Genomic DNA, 18,641 nt, shown 5'->3' on the forward strand with positions numbered 1-18,641 from the left:
CATGTGATTTAATTTTAATAAAGGTTGTGTGCTCGATCATGAAAAAGACTTTATACATTTTAGGATTTGTCCTATTACTTCTAACCGCAGCATGTAGTAATAAAGAAGAAGCATCAAAGCAGCAGGATGAGCATGAACCAAAACAAACTGAACCGGCTGCAAAAGAAGAGCCGAGCCAAGAGTTTGAACATGTTTTTCCGTTAACAGGGATACAGACAAATGAAGACATAAACAATCGTCCGTTTGCTGTAATGGTTAACAATCATCCGCAAGCACGTCCCCAATCTGGTTTATACATGGCTGATGTCGTCTATGAAGTATTAGCTGAAGGCGATGTTACACGCTTCCTCGCGGTGTTTCAAAGTGAAAAACCAGAGATAATTGGACCTGTGCGTAGTGCGAGAGATTATTATATTGAGTTGAGCAAAGGCTTTGATGCCTTATATGTGGCCCATGGATGGAGCCCTGAAGCCCAGCAAATATTGAACAGCGGCAAGGTCGACAACATAAATGGCATGGTTTATGATGGCACTCTGTTTTGGAGAGCTGACCATAATGTTGCTCCTCATAACTCGTATATTTCATTTGAAAATATCGCAAAAGGGGCAGATAAACAAGGATATTCAATGGAAGAAGAGGTTCCAAGCTTTGTATTTTTATCAGAAGACGAAGTAAATGGAATTGAAGGAACCCAAGCTGAACATGTTCGAGTGTCTTACTCATCAAGAGATATTTTTGCTGCTGTGTATGATTATAATCAAGAAAAAGGCAAGTATGAGCGATATAGCGGTGGCGACCAAACGGTTGACAGAGAAACGAACACACCAGTGCTACTTGATAATGTGTTAGTTGTTGAAATGAATCATCGTTTTATTGATGATTATGGAAGAAGAGCCATCGATGTGACATCAGGAGGTAAAGGCTATTTACTTCAAAAAGGTAAAGCTCAGGAAATTGAGTGGAGAAATGTGGATGGACGAATTGTTCCTTTCGTGAATGGGAAAGAAATTGGCTTTGTTCCGGGAAAAACCTGGATTAATATTATTCCAACATCACCAGGAATAGCAGGCGCCGTTTCGTTTGGTAATTAATAGAAGTACATCTTAAAAAGGGAGATATTATCTATATGCAAATTGATAAATTACGTGGGAAAGAACTTGATCAATTATTTAATGCAGTCCTTTCACTAAAAGATCTTGAGGAGTGCTATCGATTCTTTGATGATTTATGTACTGTAAATGAAATTCAATCATTGGCTCAACGCCTTGAAGTTGCAAGAATGCTTCAAGAAGGTAATACGTACCATAAGATTGAAACGGAAACAGGAGCAAGCACAGCGACTATTTCACGTGTGAAGCGATGCTTAAACTATGGGAACGATGCCTATCAAATGGCGCTAGACCGTGTGAAAGAAACGGAAAATCAATAAACACCGTGAAGAAAGTCGGAACCTTGGGGTTTCGGCTTTTTTTGTTTGTGATTTACATTTTTCCTTTTTTAACCAAAAGCCATATCAAATAGTGCTTTTTCCCAAAAAATCACCCACTAAAACTCATTTTCAATGAAATCCACCTAGGTATTAATAGATGCGTGTAGTTTTGTTATAATGGAGGAATGGAAAGATGAATGGAGGATCTTCATGTACGATTTTAGAGAGTGGAGACATGTTTTTAAGCTGGATCCAAATAAGGAAATCAGTGAGGAACATTTAGATGCAATTTGTGAATCTGGTACAGATGCCATTATCGTTGGCGGAACAGATGGGGTGACACTAGACAATGTCCTTCACCTTATGTCTGGAATCCGACGCTATACAGTACCTGTTGTTTTAGAAATTTCGAACATCGAGTCAGTCACACCTGGCTTTGATTTATATTTTATTCCTACCGTTTTAAATAGTAGTGACACTAGATGGATGATGGGACTGCACCATGAGGCGGTTAAGGAATATGGAGATGTAATGAATTGGGATGAAATGATTATGCAGGGGTATTGCATTCTCAATGAAGAGTGCAAGGCTGCTAAACTAACAGGTGCCAACGCCTTATTAAGTAAGGATGAGACGATTGCGTATGCAATTATGGCGGAGAAAATGTTTTCTCTCCCTATTTTTTACTTAGAATATAGCGGTACCTATGGCGACAAGGAAATCGTTGAGTCTGTAAAAAATAACCTACAAAAAACAAAACTGTTTTATGGCGGGGGAATCAGGACACCTGAGCAAGCAAAAGAAATGGCTCAATGTGCTGATACCGTTGTTGTTGGAAATATTATTTATGAAGATATAAATATAGCTTTGAAAACAGTACAAGCTGTTAAGGGATAAACGTGGAATTTTCATTTAAAATCGGCTAATATAGAACGTATGTACGATTCAAGAAAGGGACGGTGAAGACATTGCAATTTATCAGCAATAAATTATTAGCAGGATTAAACGAACAGCAGCAAGAGGCCGTTAAAGCAACAGATGGTCCACTTCTAATTATGGCAGGTGCGGGGAGTGGAAAGACTCGGGTTTTAACACACCGTATTGCCTATTTAATGGTGGAAAAGCAAGTGGCGCCTTGGAACATATTGGCGATTACCTTCACAAACAAGGCAGCTCGTGAGATGAAGGAGCGTGTTCAAGCAATCTTAGGCGGTGCTGCTGAGGACATTTGGATTTCAACGTTTCACTCTATGTGTGTACGAATTTTACGTAGAGATATTGACCGCTTAGGCTTCAACCGCAATTTCTCAATTTTAGACACAACTGACCAGCTTTCGGTTATTAAAAATATTTTAAAAGAGAAAAACATTGATCCGAAAAAATTTGATCCACGTTCGATTCTTGGTACGATTAGCAGTGCGAAAAATGAATTACAAACACCTGAAGAGTATGAAAAAACAGCAGGTGGGATGTATGAACAAATCGTGAGTGACGTCTATAAGTTGTATCAAAAGAGACTTCGCAAAAATCAGGCACTCGATTTTGATGATCTCATTATGATTACGATTCAGCTTTTCAAGCGGGTTCCAGAAGTGCTCGAATTCTATCAACGTAAGTTTCAATACATTCATGTGGACGAGTATCAGGATACGAACCGTGCTCAGTATATTCTAGTTAAACTCCTTGCATCACGTTTTAAGAACTTATGTGTTGTAGGTGATTCCGATCAGTCCATCTACCGTTGGCGTGGTGCAGATATTGCTAATATCCTTTCATTTGAAAAAGACTACAAAAATGCAAAAGTGATTCTTCTTGAACAAAATTACCGTTCAACCCAACGAATCCTAAAGGCAGCAAACCAAGTCATTCAAAACAATATGAATCGTAAAGCGAAAAATCTTTGGACCGAAAATGATGAAGGGAATAAAATCTTTTATTACCGTGCTGACAGTGAGTCTGGAGAAGCGCAATTTGTGGCAGGAAAAATACGTGAACTCGTAAATGGCGGAAAACGTTCCTATAAAGATATCGCGATTTTATATCGAACCAATGCACAATCCCGTGTAATGGAGGAAGTACTGCTCAAATCCAATATTAATTACCAAATTGTCGGCGGAATTAAGTTCTATGATCGTAAAGAAATAAAGGATATTTTGGCGTACTTGCGTGTGATTGCCAATCCAGATGATGATATTAGTTTAACGAGAATTATTAATGTGCCGAAGCGTGGAATTGGTGCAACCTCTATTGATAAAATTGCAAACTATGCGATTGCACAAGACCTTTCCATTTTTCAAGCCTTACAAGAGGTTGAGCAAATCGGTTTAAGCGCGAAAATAACCAATTCGTTACGTGAGTTTCGTGATTTAATTCATAATTGGGACCAAATGCAGGATTATTTATCGGTTACCGAACTGGTTGAGAATGTGTTAGAGAAAACCGGTTATTTAGAAGCCTTAAAGACGGAAAAAACACTTGAATCGCAAAGCCGAATCGAAAACATCGAAGAATTTTTATCTGTTACACAAAATTTTGAGAAGGCAAACGATGATAAGAGTCTTGTGGCGTTCTTAACCGATTTAGCATTGGTAGCAGACATTGATAAACTTGAAGAAGATGAAAATGATAAAAATAATGCAGTTGTCCTTATGACCTTGCACTCAGCAAAAGGCCTTGAGTTCCCAGTTGTCTTTCTGATGGGATTGGAAGAAGGAGTCTTTCCACACAGTCGTTCCCTAATGGAAGAGGCTGAAATGGAGGAAGAGCGCCGACTTGCTTATGTAGGAATCACTAGGGCAGAGGAAGAGCTATATATATCAAATGCCCAAATGAGAACTCTATATGGTCGGACTTCAATGAATCCAGTATCGCGATTTATTGCGGAAATTCCGGAAGATCTTCTTGAAGATTTAGGTGCACAGCGTAAACAGCAAATGCGTACTCCATTTTCTTCATCATCTTCACCTTCTAGGCAGCCTGAACGAAGAGTATTCTCAAAACCGCTTGCACAGTCGACGGGTGGAGATGAAATTGGCTGGAAGGTGGGCGACAAGGCCGAGCATAAAAAGTGGGGAATTGGTACGGTTGTTAGTGTAAAAGGAGAAGGGGAATCAAAGGAATTAGACATTGCTTTCCCTAGTCCGACAGGAATCAAACGATTGCTTGCAAAATTTGCTCCAATCACCAAATCGCATTAGGAAAGAGAGGATTGGATGTATGGATAAAACAACAGCACAAGAACGAGTTCATGTGCTTCATGAGCTTTTAAATCAGTACAATTATGAATACCATGTGTTGGATAAGCCTTCTGTACCGGATGCGGAATATGATCGTCTGATGCGGGAGTTGATCCGGCTTGAGGAGGATTTCCCGGAATTAAAGACGGGGGATTCGCCTACTGTCCGTGTTGGTGGACAGGTTCTTGAATCCTTTCAAAAAGTAGAACACCAAATTCCGATGTTAAGTCTAGGAAATGCGTTTAATGAGCAGGATTTGCGTGATTTTGACCGCCGTGCCAGACAGGCAGTGGGTGACTCAATTTCCTATGTGTGTGAACTAAAGATAGATGGTCTTGCTGTTTCACTTCGCTATGAACAAGGGCGTTTTGTCCAAGGGTCAACACGTGGTGATGGAACAATAGGAGAAGATATTACCGTTAACTTAAAGACCATTCGCTCTATTCCGCTTCGTTTGAAACAGCCACTTGATATTGAAGTGCGCGGGGAAGCGTTTATGCCTAGAAAATCATTCGAAAGGTTAAACACTAAAAGACTACAGAACGAGGAAGAACCGTTTGCAAATCCACGGAATGCAGCGGCAGGTTCATTAAGACAGCTCGACCCGAAAATTGCAGCAAGCCGCAATCTCGATATTTTTTTATATGCCATTGCGGATACAACCAATTTGGGCGTTGATTCACATAGTGAAGGGCTTAATATGCTTGATGAAGTTGGCTTTAAAACAAATCCAGAACGCAGAAAATGTGCGACTATCGAGGAAGTTCTCGAATACATTACAGAATGGACAGAAAAGCGCCCATCCCTTGCGTATGATATTGATGGCATTGTGATAAAGGTGGATTCTTTTGATCAACAGGATGAACTTGGCTTTACAGCGAAAAGTCCACGTTGGGCAATTGCCTACAAGTTTCCGGCAGAAGAGGTTGTTACAAAATTAATTGATATCGAATTAAGCGTTGGGAGAACGGGAGTCATTACGCCGACGGCAATCTTAGAGCCAGTTCGTGTTGCGGGTACAACCGTTCAGCGGGCTTCCCTTCATAATGAGGATTTAATCCGAGAAAAGGATATCCGCATTGGGGACTATGTTGTTGTGAAAAAAGCGGGAGACATCATTCCGGAGGTTGTGAATGTTCTTGTTGAAAAACGGACTGGTGAAGAGTCAGAATTTTTCATGCCGACACACTGTCCTGACTGTGATAGTGAGTTAGTTCGCTTAGACGGAGAAGTCGCTTTACGCTGTATTAACCCGAAATGCCCTGCCCAGATTAGGGAAGGCTTGATTCATTTCGTTTCTCGTAATGCGATGAATATTGATGGACTCGGAGAAAAGGTTATTTCGCAATTATTCGATGAAAAACTAATCACCGATGTAGCTGATATCTATACATTGACGCATAAACAGCTAATCAATCTTGAGCGCATGGGTGAAAAATCAGCTGATAATTTGCTAACTGCAATTGAGGTATCGAAATCGAATTCCTTAGAAAAGCTTTTATTTGGTTTAGGAATTCGCCATGTCGGGGCAAAGGCTGCAAAAACCCTGGCTCAACATTTTGAAACGATGGATAAGCTACAGGCTGCAACTCTAGAAGAACTGACAGCCATTAATGAAATCGGTGAAAAAATGGCAGATGCCGTTGTCACCTATTTCGAGCAACCAGAGGTTCATGAACTTTTAAATGAACTGCGTCAATATGGAATAAATATGGAATATAAGGGTCCTAAGCTTGTGTCAGTGGAGGATAGTGATTCCTACTTTGCTGGAAAGACCATCGTCCTCACTGGTAAGCTTGAGCAATTAACTAGAAATGAAGCAAAGGCAGAAATTGAGGCACTTGGGGGAAAAGTGACAGGTAGTGTAAGTAAAAGCACAGATCTTCTAGTTGCGGGTGAAGCAGCAGGTTCTAAGCTTTCAAAAGCACAAGATTTACAAATTGAAATTTGGGATGAGGACAGACTGGTACAAGAACTAAGGAAGTAAGAGGTGTTCGAACGTGAGAAACCTATACATTCTAGGTTTGGCGATGCTGCTTCTCTTATCTGGATGTGCGCCAAAATTTGATCAAGAGACAGAGGTCGTGCAGGATTCAGATAAAAAAGCGGAAAAGGCGATTATACCTAGATATAATATTTCAGATTCTTATTATAAAGCGGTCATCCCTTATAAAACTGGAAAAGCACGGGGGATTGTCTCAGCTTACATTAACAATCGTTTGGATATTGATGAATTTGAGACGGGATTAATGCGAATCGCTCAAGATTCATATCCATCTGATAAATACTTTTTTCAAGAAGGTCAGTATTTAGAAAAAGATACAGTTCAAGACTGGTTAAAGCGAAAACGAACCGATGCTCAGCAAAAAGCATATGAAGTGGCAGTGGCCAAAGACAAGAAAAATCCTAAACCATTACCAAACGAAGGGCTAAACCCGATTTTTGATACATCAAATGAGGATCCAGGATATGAAGCGGCGATGAAGAAGAGCCCGATTTATGTTGGAGCAATTGCCGAGCAGAATTATTTAATCAAAAATAACGAGGATAAGCTAGAGGTTGGAGGGATTGTGATTGGGATAGGTATAAACTCCCACCACTATTATAATCTTCCTGACTCAATGGGTGGCTATCCGAGAGATGTAGAGATTTCAGATGCTGATATTGAAAGAGAAGGTAAAAAAGCAGCTGAAGAAATTATTAACCGAATTCGAACTAAAAAGGAATATGCAAGTATTCGGGATATTCCGATCGTGGTTGCTTTATTTAAACAAGAGGCAGCGAGTTCTGTTGCTCCGGGTAACTTTATTATGAAGGCAAAAGTGGACGCGAACTCCTCCAAAATTGGGAAATGGGAAACCATTAATGAAAAGTATTATTTCTTCCCATCAAACGAGGCAAAAAACAATTATCCTGACGATGCGTTAATGGTACAAAATTTTTCAGACGCCATCGCTGAATTTTTCCCGAATTTCACAGCGGTTGTCGGAAGAGGCTTTTACAAAGATGAAGAATTAAAGGAGCTAACTTTAACTATTCCGATGCAATTCTATGGAAAAGCAGAGGTAATTGGATTCACCCAATATGTAACAGGGCTCATTATGGAGCATTTTGATAACTATATATCACTTCAGGTGTATATCGAATCTGAAAGTGGTGCAGAAAGTGTTATTGTAAGGGATGCAGGTGAAAGCGAACCAATCGTACATGTATATAATTAAACTGGAGAAACAAGATCTGCCATGCGGTAGGTCTTGTTTATTTCAGTTTGTAACCGTATTATAGCAGCTTCACGAAAATTGTCGAACTTCGTAAAGTTTAGATTATCATTTGAAGAAAGCGCTTTATTTTAGTAGAATGAGATTGTTACATTTAAACACTAAGGGAGGCGGAGTAGAATGGTAGTACCATATAAACATGAACCATTTACGGACTTTTCAATTGAAGAAAATAAGAAAGCGTTTGAGGCCGGCCTTAAAACAGTTGAAGCATATTTAGGTAATGATTATGATTTAATCATTGGTGGTAAACGCATCTCAACCGAAGATAAAATAGTCTCTGTTAATCCTGCAAACAAGGAAGAAGTAGTCGGTCGTGTTTCAAAAGCTAATCGTGAGTTAGCTGAACAGGCCATGCAGGTTGCATATGAAACGTTCCAAACATGGAGAAAATCAAACCCAGAAATGCGTGCTAATATTCTTTTTAAAGCTGCAGCGATTGTACGTCGTCGGAAACATGAGTTTTCTGCAATTCTTGTAAAAGAAGCAGGCAAGCCATGGAATGAAGCGGACGCAGATACTGCAGAAGCGATTGACTTCATGGAGTACTATGGACGTCAAATGTTGAAATTAAAGGATGGCATTCCAGTAGAAAGCCGTCCAATTGAACATAATCGTTTTACTTACATCCCGTTAGGTGTTGGGGTTGTCATTTCGCCTTGGAACTTTGCGTTCGCAATTATGGCTGGTATGACAACAGCCGCTTTAGTTTCAGGTAACACCGTACTACTAAAACCAGCTAGTACAACTCCAGTCATTGCAGCAAAATTCATGGAGGTTCTCGAAGAAGCAGGACTACCTGCAGGGGTAGTTAACTATATACCAGGAAGCGGTTCTGAAGTTGGTGACTACCTAGTCGATCATGCGAAAACTCGCTTTATTAGTTTTACAGGTTCACGTGATGTAGGTCTACGAATCTATGAGCGTGCTTCCAAATTGAATGAAGGTCAAATTTGGCTAAAACGCGTCATCGCAGAAATGGGCGGTAAAGATACAATTGTTGTGGATAAAGAAGCAGATTTAGAACTTGCGGCAAAATCCATTGTTGCATCTGCATTCGGATTTTCTGGACAAAAATGTTCAGCATGTTCACGAGCAGTTATAGTAGAAGATGTATATGATGAGGTACTTAACCGCGCGGTTGAATTAACAAAAGAATTAACTGTCGGTGACCCGACACAAAAGGCAACATTTATGGGCCCGGTTAATGACCAAGGTGCGTATGACAAGATCATGAGCTATGTTGAAATTGGAAAGAACGAAGGGAAACTCCTTCATGGCGGGGAAGGAGACGACTCGAAGGGCTGGTTCATCCAACCAACCATCTTCGCTGATGTAGCGGAGGATTCGCGCATCATGAAGGAGGAAATCTTTGGACCTGTTGTGGCATTCTGTAAAGCACAAGACTTCGACCATGCAATTGACATTGCAAATAACACAGAGTATGGATTAACCGGTGCAGTAATCTCAAATAACCGAGCAAATATTGAAAAAGCGAAAGAAGACTTCCATGTGGGTAATCTCTACTTCAATCGTGGATGTACAGGTGCAATTGTAGGCTATCAACCATTTGGTGGCTTCAATATGTCTGGAACAGATTCAAAAGCAGGTGGCCCAGACTACCTAATCCTTCACATGCAAGCAAAAACAACTTCAGAAATGCTGTGAAAATGAAACTCCCACTCTTATCGTAAATGGGAGTGATTATAGAATTCGATAATAAAAACGTTATTTAAAGTCGTAGTAATGTCTCTTGACTGAATGAGAGCAAACAAAAACGCGCGGAGAATTCACCGCGCGTTTTTACTATTAATGGTGATGATGCCCCTTTTTAGGATTTGTGATGACAAATTGTTCTTCAGGAACATAGAAAAATTGGATCCAGATACCATCTAAAAACTCTGCATCCCTTGTATCTAGAAGGACTTCAACATCTTTATCGGTTTTTACAATTTCATCATGCTCTGTTGGATGATCAAATTGAAGGGCGTAATGGGCGTGGTTGCCATGATGTTCTGTGATGACAACACGAAGCATTTTTCCTTCAGATTCTTCACTTTCGAGCATCTTCTTCATTATTTTTGCCGCATTACGATTAATTTTTACATTCATCCTGATTCTCCCATTTCCAATTAAAATTTTATACTACTTATTTTCTCAGTATTTCTGAAAAATAACAAATATATAGCTTTTTTTCGAAAAAAGTTCAATTTAATTTTATTAGTTTTCATGAATAGATATTAGATTATTAGATACATATTGCAAATTTAATCTAGATTAGTGAATAATTATACATTTTAAATTCCAATGCAGAATTTTCATTCTGTTCAGTAAATGATATTATGTTACGATTAAAAGGTGTTTTTTATGTAGTGCAGTTATTATCGAAAAATAGGAATTATCATGAAATTGTATATAACTGCATAAGGATAGAAAAAAACAAAAAAGAGGGGTGAAAGTGTGGAATATAGTTTAACAGGTGCTACATGGTTTTGGTTGTTCGTGCCAATGCTTTCGTTAATCGTACTATCAGCAATCACATTATTTACAGACAAAGGAGAGGATGTCTAAACATGGATATTAATCCACAAACGTTAACAGCCATTATTATTTATCTTATTGGGATGCTAGTCATTGGCATTCTGGCTGCGAGAATGACGAAAAATCTAACAGACTATGTCTTGGGTGGAAGACGACTAGGTGCAGGAGTTGCTGCATTAAGTGCCGGATCGTCTGACATGAGTAGTTGGCTCATGCTTGGTTTGCCTGGAGCCTTGTATGCCGGTGGAATGGGTGAAATTTGGCTTGCTGTTGGTTTATCGATAGGTGCTTACCTGAACTGGCAATTTATCGCGAAGCCTTTCCGAGTGTATACAGAGGTATCAAAGGACTCGATTACGGTACCCGATTATTTTGAGAATCGATTCCGTGACCATTCAAAGCTTCTACGTGTTATATCCGCGGTTGTTATCTTAGTGTTTTTTACCTTCTATACTTCTGCAAGTCTTGTCGGTGGAGCGATTCTTTTAGAAAGCTCATTTAAGATGGACTATGAACTCGCCTTATGGGTTGGAGCCGGTGTTATCCTTTCCTATACATTCTTTGGTGGTTTCTTAGCCGCAAGCTGGACCGATTTTGTTCAAGGAATCTTGATGTTCTTAGCATTAATCATTATTCCAATTGTGACCATCTTTGAATTAGGTGGATGGGGAGAGACAGTGAATAAGATTGGAGCAATTGATCCAGCTTATTTAGATGTCATGTCTGGAGCAACGACATTAGGGATAATTTCACTGTTAGCGTGGGGCCTAGGTTATTTTGGGCAACCACATATTATTGTTCGATTTATGGGAATTAAGTCAACAAAGGAAATTCCGAAAGCCCGTTTTATCGGAATGACATGGATGGTCTTATCATTATTTGGTGCAATCTTTATTGGTTTTACAGGTATTGCATATTTTGCAGATACTCCATTAGATAATGCAGAGACGGTATTCATTGTCTTTTCACAAGTATTATTTAACCCATGGGTGGCTGGGTTCTTATTAGCAGCGATTCTCGCAGCTATTATGAGTACTGTTGATTCCCAATTGCTAGTTTCTTCAAGTGCCTTGACACAGGACTTCTATAAAGCGATATTTAAAAAGAATGCGAGTCCAAAAGAAGAAATGTGGGTTGGTAGAATTGCAGTTCTGGTGATTGCAGTAGTTGCTATTTTCCTAGGTTATGACCGGGATAGTAAGATATTAGATCTGGTTGGGTATGCATGGGCAGGATTCGGAGCTGCATTTGGTCCTGTTATCATTCTCTCCCTATTCTGGAAACGGATGAATCGTTGGGGAGCGTTAGCCGGAATGATCGTAGGAGCAGTTACAGTCGTTGTCTGGAGTATTCTTTCTACACCTAAGTTGAATGAGGCTGGAGAGGTTATAAAAGAAGCCGTCATTCCATTTAGCTTGTATGAAATCGTTCCAGGTTTCCTACTTGCCCTAATTTCGATTATCGTCGTCAGCTTAGTTACAAAAGCACCATCCCAAGAAATCCAAGATGAGTTTGACGATGTAAAAGAAAAACTAAAAAACGCATAAATTGATCGAATAAAAAAGAGGCCGTTCCTTTTGCAGGTAACGGCCTTTTTATGTTTAGATTCCTAATCCTTCAAGATATTCATTTACTTGCTCCGGAGTTTTTGCGTTCGCACTATGTAAGTGGCCAAGCTTTTCTCCGCCTTTATAATAAAGGAGACTTGGGATTCCCATCACATCATACTTTTCAGCGATTTCAGGAAACTCGTCCTTGTCCATGCTGTACCAAGGAACACTGTTGTGTGTTTCAAGAACCTCGCCAATAAACGCTTCTAGGCGTCGGCAATCTGGACACCATGTTGTATCGAATTTTACAATAGCCCCTTCAGATTGAATAATCTCATTAAACTGTTCGACAGAAGTAATTCTCTCCATTTCTTTCCCTCCACCTCCATTAATTGCAACCTTACTATATCAAATTCCTAATCGAAAAGAAAAATAATCTGCCCGACCCCATTTTTTGTGTTGGTTCTTTTCAAAATCGGGAAGAATGAGGGAGGAATTGTTGCCGAACGCCTGTAATTTTTGATATTATCAGTATATTGTATGGACGGTGGAGGTGAAGGGAAATGTCGAGGATTTCGATTGAAGAAGTAAAACATGTTGCAAACTTAGCGCGTTTAGCCGTAACGGAAGAAGAAGCAAAGATGTTCCAACAACAGTTGGATGGGATTATTTCATTTGCAGAGCAATTAAATGAATTAAATACAGAAAATGTGGAGCCAACTTCACATGTACTGTCTGTGAAAAATGTGATGCGTGAAGATGTCGCAAAAGAAGGATTACCTGTTGAAGAAGTATTAAAAAATGCACCAGATGCAAAGGATGGTCAATTCCGTGTACCATCAATCATTGAATAAAGGGGGGAGAAAGGTTGTCACTTTTTGATCATAAAGTCTCAGAATTACATTCACTTTTACATAAAAAAGAAATTTCAGTTTCGGACCTTGTAGACGAGTCATTTAAGCGAATCAACGCGGTTGATGATAAGGTACAAGCTTTTTTAACACTAAATGAAGAAAATGCAAGAGATTATGCAAAGCAATTAGATGAAGCGCTTGGAAATAGCGACGCGCTGGGTCTATTATTTGGTATGCCAATCGGTGTGAAAGACAATATTGTCACAAAAGGCCTTCGTACGACGGCAGCGAGTAAAATTCTCGAAAACTTTGATCCTATCTATGATGCAACAGCTGTCCAAAAGCTTCAAAAGGCTCAAACGGTTACAGTTGGTAAGTTGAACATGGACGAATTTGCAATGGGGTCATCGAATGAAAACTCTGGATTCATGGTAACAAAAAACCCATGGGATCTGGATCATGTTCCAGGAGGATCTAGTGGTGGTTCGGCAGCAGCAGTTGCAGCAGGAGAAGTTTTTTTCTCGCTTGGCTCCGATACAGGTGGTTCGATTCGTCAACCAGCAGCTTTCTGTGGGGTGGTTGGTTTAAAACCTACGTACGGAAGAGTCTCGCGTTTTGGTTTAATCGCTTTTGCGTCGTCATTAGATCAAATCGGTCCGCTTACTCGCACAGTTGAGGATAATGCTTATCTCTTACAGGCGATTTCTGGAGTGGATCCGATGGATTCCACTTCTGCTAATGTGGACGTACCAAACTATGTATCAGCACTTAAGGGTGATGTTAAGGGTCTAAAAATCGCAGTGCCAAAGGAATATCTTGGTGAGGGTGTAAATGAGGAAGTTCGTCAATCTGTTCTTGATTCCTTAAAAGTTCTTGAAGGACTTGGTGCAACTTGGGAAGAAGTTTCACTTCCACATTCCAAATATGCACTTGCTACGTATTACTTACTATCATCATCTGAGGCATCTGCAAACCTTGCTCGTTTTGACGGGGTTCGTTACGGATATCGTACAGACAATGCCGAAAATCTGATTGAAATGTACAAGCAAACAAGAAGCGAGGGCTTTGGAGACGAGGTAAAACGTCGAATTATGCTTGGAACGTTTGCGCTCAGCTCAGGGTATTATGATGCTTACTATAAAAAAGCGCAGAAAGTTCGTACATTAATCAAGAAAGACTTTGAAGATGTTTTTGAAAAATACGATGTAATCATTGGACCTACCACACCAACACCAGCATTTAAAATTGGTGAAAACATGGACGACCCACTTACTATGTATGCCAATGATATCTTAACCATCCCAGTAAACCTTGCGGGTGTACCAGGAATATCAGTTCCATGTGGTTTTTCAAATGGATTACCACTAGGACTCCAAATTATTGGAAAGCATTTTGATGAAAGCACCATTTACCGTGTTGCAGATGCATTTGAAAAAGCAACCGATCATCATAAACAAAAACCACAACTGTAAGGGGGGAAAACAAAATGAAGTTTGAAACAGTTATCGGGTTGGAGGTTCACGTCGAACTGAAAACCGAATCAAAAATATTTTCGAGCGCGCCAAACGAATTCGGGGCTGCTCCAAATACAAACACAAGTGTCGTGGAACTAGGATATCCAGGTGTTCTCCCGGTTGTTAATAAAAAAGCCGTTGAGTGGGCAATGAAGGCTGCGATGGCATTAAACTGTGAGATTAACCAGGAAACAAAATTTGACCGTAAAAACTATTTTTATCCGGATAATCCAAAGGCCTACCAAATCTCTCAATTTGATAAGCCAATCGGTGAGCATGGCTGGATTGAAATTGAAGTGAACGGGGAAAAGAAAAAGATTGGGATTACTCGACTTCACCTAGAAGAAGATGCTGGTAAGCTTACTCACTCTGGTCGAGGCTATTCATTGGTCGACTTGAACCGTCAAGGTACACCATTGATTGAAATCGTATCAGAGCCAGACATTCGTACGCCTGAAGAAGCATATGCCTACTTGGAAAAATTAAAATCAATTGTCCAATATACAGGTGTGTCTGACTGTAAAATGGAGGAGGGCTCACTTCGATGTGATGCCAACATTTCATTACGTCCTGTCGGTCAAAAAGAGTTTGGTACAAAGACAGAGTTAAAGAACTTGAACTCATTCGCATTTGTTAAAAATGGTCTTGAGTATGAGGAAATTCGCCAAGCAGAAGTTTTATCTGCAGGTGGTGTGATTGAACAAGAAACACGCCGATATGATGAATCGTCAAAATCAACGATTTTAATGCGTGTGAAGGAAGGTTCGGATGATTACCGTTACTTCCCTGAACCTGACCTAGTGGAACTTTATATTGACGATGAATGGATGGAAAGAGTTCGCGCTGAAATTCCTGAACTTCCAGACGCTCGTAAAAAACGTTATATCGAAGAACTTGGTCTTCCTGAATATGATGCAGCAGTACTTACTGTTACGAAAGAAACTTCAGATTTCTTTGAAGAAACAGTTGCAAACGGTGCAGATGCAAAGCAAGCATCCAACTGGATTATGGGTGAGGTTTCCGGTTACCTCAATGCGGAGCAGAAAGAATTGCATGATATTGCCTTAACTCCAGCGAGTCTTGCAGGCATGATTAAGCTAATCGAGAACGGAACGATCTCTTCTAAGATTGCGAAAACGGTCTTTAAAGAATTAATTGAAAAAGGCGGAGATGCGGAGGCGATCGTGAAAGAAAAAGGACTCGTTCAGATTTCAGATGAAGGTGCCCTGACAAAGATTATTGTTGAGGTTATCTCAAACAACCCTCAATCAGTAGAAGATTATAAGAACGGAAAAGGAAAAGCAATCGGCTTCCTGGTCGGTCAAGTCATGAAACAAACGAAAGGACAAGCTAACCCACAAATGGTTAACAAAATCCTTGTTGAAGAAATGAATAAGCTTTAATTGGAAAAGGACCTGCTGAAAGAGCAGGTCTCTTTTCGTGTACACCGGGGAAGGGGGAGGACTAAGTGTACATGTTCGGATGAAATAGCGCTGAGCATGTCCCTCAAGACGGTTCTAGTGTTACATGCTTGGTAAAAGTAGCGCAGTCCATGTCCCGTAAGACGTTCTAGCGATACATGCTTGTCTAAAATAGCGCTGTACATGTCCCTCAAGACTGTCCTAGCGATACATGCTTGTCTAAAATAGTCCTGAGCATGTGCCGCAAGACGGTTCTAGTGATACATGCTTGTCTAAAATAGCGCAGAGCATGTGCCGCAAGACAGTTCTAGTGATACATACTTGTCTAAAATAGTCCTGAGCATGTGCCGCAAGACGTTTTCTAGTGATACATGCTTGACGAAAATAGCGCAGAGCATGTGCCGCAAGACGGTTCTAGTGATACATGCTTGACGAAAATAGCGCTGTACATGTCCCGCAAGCGGAGCTTTGTAGGAATCGCTCGCTCAGCTAGACCCCGACAAGGAGCTCGGATAAACACAGTAAACGCGTATTCCCCAAAGTTCACAAAAAAACATAGGATAAACATACGTTTTGATTCATTGATTTTAGTGAGGAAAAAACGTATGATATCAAAAAGGAGAATTTTGGAAAAGGGAGAGAGAAGAATGAACCCAATGCTTATAGAGTTTCCAGAAGAATTTACGACGGAAAGATTAGTCATTCGTATGCCAAAACCAGGAGACGGAAAAGTTGTACATGATGCGATTAAGGCTTCAATAAATGAGCTTAAACCGTGGATGCCATTTGCTCAAAAAGAGCAATCGGAACGAGATGTTGAATTAAATATTAGAGAATCGCATATATCCTTTTTAAAAAGAGAGGATTTAAGATTACTAGTATTTTTAAAAGAAACCGGGGAATTCATTGCATCTTCTGGATTACATAGAATTGATTGGGCTGTCCCTAAGTTTGAAATAGGATACTGGATTGATAGTCGTTTTAGTGGAAAAGGCTACATGACCGAAGCGGTTAAAGGCATTGCAGATTTTGCTTTCAATGAGTTGAAGGCAAATAGAGTTGAAATAAGGTGCGATGAAAAAAACAGGAAGAGTCGAGCGATTCCAGAGCGGTTGGGGTTTACTTTGGAAGCAATCTTAAAAAACGAGGATGTATCCCCTGAAACAAATGAATTAAGAAATACATGTATCTATGCAAAAATAGTGTAAGAACTTTTATATGTGGTAGTCTAAAAGGCATTGCAAACTAGCAATGCCTTTAAATCCTCGATTCACACTTTTACATATAATCTTCAACTAGTTCATAGCATCTTACTTCTGTAAGATTTGCTAGTACAGCCACATATTCTAAATGTTCCTGGGTACCACCTTTGTATTTTAGTGATGCTTCTAATGCAGATTCATCTCTATATTTTATCCAATCACGTTGCTCATTTCTCAATTGATCCATCTCTTCTGCCGAAAGTTGCCCCTTTAGGACTCCATAAACTTCATTCAACAATTCATCCCAAGCTTCCCATCGATCGTTTTCCACTTTTTTTAAAGCGAAGGTGGATGTATCGGTTGCTTCCATTTCATCGGTTTCTTTTTTATTATCATTTAATTTGTTGAGATACTCTTCCTTTAAATTTGTTGTAGTAATCGAAGATTGAGTTTCTTTTTTCTCGGGTACAATGTTTGATGTATCTTCTTTTTCATTTGTCTCAATATTACTAGTTTTAGTGTTGTCTGTGTTTGAAGCAGTTTCCGTTGAATCTGTATTAGCAGTATCATCTTTTTTATTTGGAGATGTCTGCTCATTTTGGGATGGTTTGTCTAACTTGGTACCTGATTCTTCAGATGAGTCTTGACAAGCCGCCAACAAAATCACAAATGCAACTGTCAGTATTGCAAATAAATTTTTTCTATAATGTTTCATGGTAATGGGTCTCCTCCTGTTACGAAAATATCCAGTCCTCACATATTTTAACATAATATCTATTATTTCCTTACTAATTTGTCATTTTATGTTTAAATATGGCAGGTACGCAGGAAATGAGTTGTTCAGATTAAAAAAATGACATTTATTTGAAACCTTCTAAGGGTGCCATTCGTAAACTAGGTATATGATTTTTTTCAAGGGGGAAATGATGATGGAAGACGGTTTACTCTTTTATGTAATCGGTGGCATTCTTCTTCTTTACGTTTTAGTGATGATTCCGATTCAGTACCGAAACATAGCGGCAACGAAGGAAGAATTCAAAAGAACGAAAAAAAGCCATAACGAAACATACGATGATATGTCTTTTGAAGAACAGCAATTACAATTCAATCTTCAAGGAAGTCTTATAAATCTGCCATCAACCTTAATCGCAACCTTAATCTATAAAATCATTCATCGAAATAAATAATGGGATCGGCAGGCCTTCAGTGTTGAGGGTCTTTTTTCTGTGAAAATAATCCCCGGGTTTAAATCTCACCCGATCTGTTTATCCTAATACTAACTTAATTTTGACAATAGGAAAGCAGAGCTACCTAATCTTTATGGTTACTCGAATAATATTTCTATTGTTTGTCTATACTGCTAATTTACTGTTGACTCGTGGTAGGGTTCTTTGTTCTTTAGCATGTGATAGATGATTGTAAGCATTCGATGTCCAATGGCAACGAGTGCTTTTTTCTTCCCCCTCCTTGCAGCCAATGACCAATATTTAGCAGATAACCTTGTATTCCGACTCCTTGAAGCTGCCCAGGCTGCCTCGCATAACGCTGACTTAATATGAGGGTTTCCTTTCACCGCACGTGTACTTTTTCTTTTTCCAGCACTTTCGTGATTTCCT

17 protein-coding genes are annotated in these 18,641 nt (G+C 39.6%); 13 read left to right on the plus strand and 4 right to left on the minus strand.

The window, feature by feature from the left end; translation table 11 throughout:
• Window positions 1–38 precede the first annotated feature (38 nt).
• The 7 genes from E1I69_RS18745 to pruA all read left to right on the plus strand — a co-directional run bounded on the left by E1I69_RS18745 (window position 39) and on the right by pruA (window position 9,611).
• A complete protein-coding gene (locus tag E1I69_RS18745; protein WP_136381085.1) occupies window positions 39–1,091 on the plus strand; it encodes a DUF3048 domain-containing protein in 1,053 nt (350 codons plus the stop codon).
• 35 nt (window positions 1,092–1,126) lie between these two features.
• A complete protein-coding gene (locus E1I69_RS18750; protein WP_136381086.1) occupies window positions 1,127–1,429 on the plus strand; it encodes a YerC/YecD family TrpR-related protein in 303 nt (100 codons plus the stop codon).
• A 210-nt stretch (window positions 1,430–1,639) separates the two neighbouring features.
• Window positions 1,640–2,326 carry a heptaprenylglyceryl phosphate synthase gene (locus tag E1I69_RS18755; protein WP_136381087.1) on the plus strand — a complete coding sequence of 229 codons (687 nt, stop codon included), beginning with the start codon at window positions 1,640–1,642 and terminating at the stop codon, window positions 2,324–2,326.
• A 71-nt stretch (window positions 2,327–2,397) separates the two neighbouring features.
• Window positions 2,398–4,626: a DNA helicase PcrA gene (gene pcrA, locus E1I69_RS18760; RefSeq protein WP_136381103.1), complete on the plus strand. Its 2,229-nt coding sequence runs from the start codon at window positions 2,398–2,400 to the stop codon at window positions 4,624–4,626.
• A gap of 19 nt (window positions 4,627–4,645) precedes the next feature.
• A complete protein-coding gene (ligA, locus tag E1I69_RS18765) occupies window positions 4,646–6,652 on the plus strand; it encodes an NAD-dependent DNA ligase LigA (protein ID WP_136381088.1) in 2,007 nt (668 codons plus the stop codon).
• A 13-nt stretch (window positions 6,653–6,665) separates the two neighbouring features.
• Window positions 6,666–7,886 carry a CamS family sex pheromone protein gene (locus E1I69_RS18770; protein WP_136381089.1) on the plus strand — a complete coding sequence of 407 codons (1,221 nt, stop codon included), beginning with the start codon at window positions 6,666–6,668 and terminating at the stop codon, window positions 7,884–7,886.
• Between the two features lie 177 nt (window positions 7,887–8,063).
• Window positions 8,064–9,611, plus strand: a complete 1,548-nt coding sequence (pruA, locus tag E1I69_RS18775) for an L-glutamate gamma-semialdehyde dehydrogenase (protein WP_136381090.1) — start codon at window positions 8,064–8,066, stop codon at window positions 9,609–9,611.
• 141 nt (window positions 9,612–9,752) lie between these two features.
• Here pruA and E1I69_RS18780 read toward each other — a convergent pair whose 3' ends face one another.
• Entirely contained in the window at window positions 9,753–10,055 is a 303-nt protein-coding gene (locus tag E1I69_RS18780; protein WP_136381091.1) for an iron-sulfur cluster assembly accessory protein, read from the minus strand.
• Window positions 10,056–10,516: 461 nt separating this feature from the next.
• Here E1I69_RS18780 and putP point away from each other — a divergent pair, with 461 nt between their 5' ends.
• Complete coding sequence (gene putP / locus E1I69_RS18785) at window positions 10,517–12,031, plus strand: sodium/proline symporter PutP (protein WP_136381092.1); 1,515 nt, start codon at window positions 10,517–10,519, stop codon at window positions 12,029–12,031.
• Window positions 12,032–12,085: 54 nt separating this feature from the next.
• Here putP and E1I69_RS18790 read toward each other — a convergent pair whose 3' ends face one another.
• Window positions 12,086–12,403 carry a thioredoxin family protein gene (locus E1I69_RS18790; RefSeq protein ID WP_136381093.1) on the minus strand — a complete coding sequence of 106 codons (318 nt, stop codon included), beginning with the start codon at window positions 12,401–12,403 and terminating at the stop codon, window positions 12,086–12,088.
• A gap of 194 nt (window positions 12,404–12,597) precedes the next feature.
• Here E1I69_RS18790 and gatC point away from each other — a divergent pair, with 194 nt between their 5' ends.
• The 4 genes from gatC (at window position 12,598) to E1I69_RS18810 (ending at window position 17,031) form a co-directional block, all read left to right on the plus strand.
• Complete coding sequence (gene gatC / locus E1I69_RS18795) at window positions 12,598–12,888, plus strand: Asp-tRNA(Asn)/Glu-tRNA(Gln) amidotransferase subunit GatC (protein ID WP_136381094.1); 291 nt, start codon at window positions 12,598–12,600, stop codon at window positions 12,886–12,888.
• A 14-nt stretch (window positions 12,889–12,902) separates the two neighbouring features.
• Window positions 12,903–14,360, plus strand: coding sequence for an Asp-tRNA(Asn)/Glu-tRNA(Gln) amidotransferase subunit GatA (gatA, locus tag E1I69_RS18800; protein WP_136381095.1), 1,458 nt, complete (start codon window positions 12,903–12,905; stop codon window positions 14,358–14,360).
• A gap of 14 nt (window positions 14,361–14,374) precedes the next feature.
• The gene (gene gatB, locus E1I69_RS18805) at window positions 14,375–15,805 is read left to right on the plus strand and encodes an Asp-tRNA(Asn)/Glu-tRNA(Gln) amidotransferase subunit GatB (RefSeq protein ID WP_136381096.1); all 1,431 of its coding nucleotides are present in this window, start codon (window positions 14,375–14,377) and stop codon (window positions 15,803–15,805) included.
• Between the two features lie 665 nt (window positions 15,806–16,470).
• A complete protein-coding gene (locus E1I69_RS18810) occupies window positions 16,471–17,031 on the plus strand; it encodes a GNAT family N-acetyltransferase (RefSeq protein ID WP_136381097.1) in 561 nt (186 codons plus the stop codon).
• Window positions 17,032–17,101: 70 nt separating this feature from the next.
• Here the strand turns inward: E1I69_RS18810 and E1I69_RS18815 are convergent, their stop codons facing one another.
• Window positions 17,102–17,740, minus strand: a complete 639-nt coding sequence (locus tag E1I69_RS18815) for a lysozyme inhibitor LprI family protein (RefSeq protein WP_136381098.1) — start codon at window positions 17,738–17,740, stop codon at window positions 17,102–17,104.
• A 208-nt stretch (window positions 17,741–17,948) separates the two neighbouring features.
• Here E1I69_RS18815 and E1I69_RS18820 point away from each other — a divergent pair, with 208 nt between their 5' ends.
• Entirely contained in the window at window positions 17,949–18,212 is a 264-nt protein-coding gene (locus E1I69_RS18820; RefSeq protein ID WP_431731893.1) for a DUF3949 domain-containing protein, read from the plus strand.
• Between the two features lie 173 nt (window positions 18,213–18,385).
• Here E1I69_RS18820 and E1I69_RS18825 read toward each other — a convergent pair.
• Window positions 18,386–18,641 (minus strand): transposase (locus tag E1I69_RS18825; RefSeq protein ID WP_136381100.1); only part of this gene is annotated, 256 nt, incomplete at its 5' end.

The organism is Bacillus timonensis (genome assembly GCF_004799755.1).
Classification (GTDB): Bacteria; Bacillota; Bacilli; order Bacillales; family Bacillaceae_L; genus Ferdinandcohnia; species Ferdinandcohnia timonensis_A.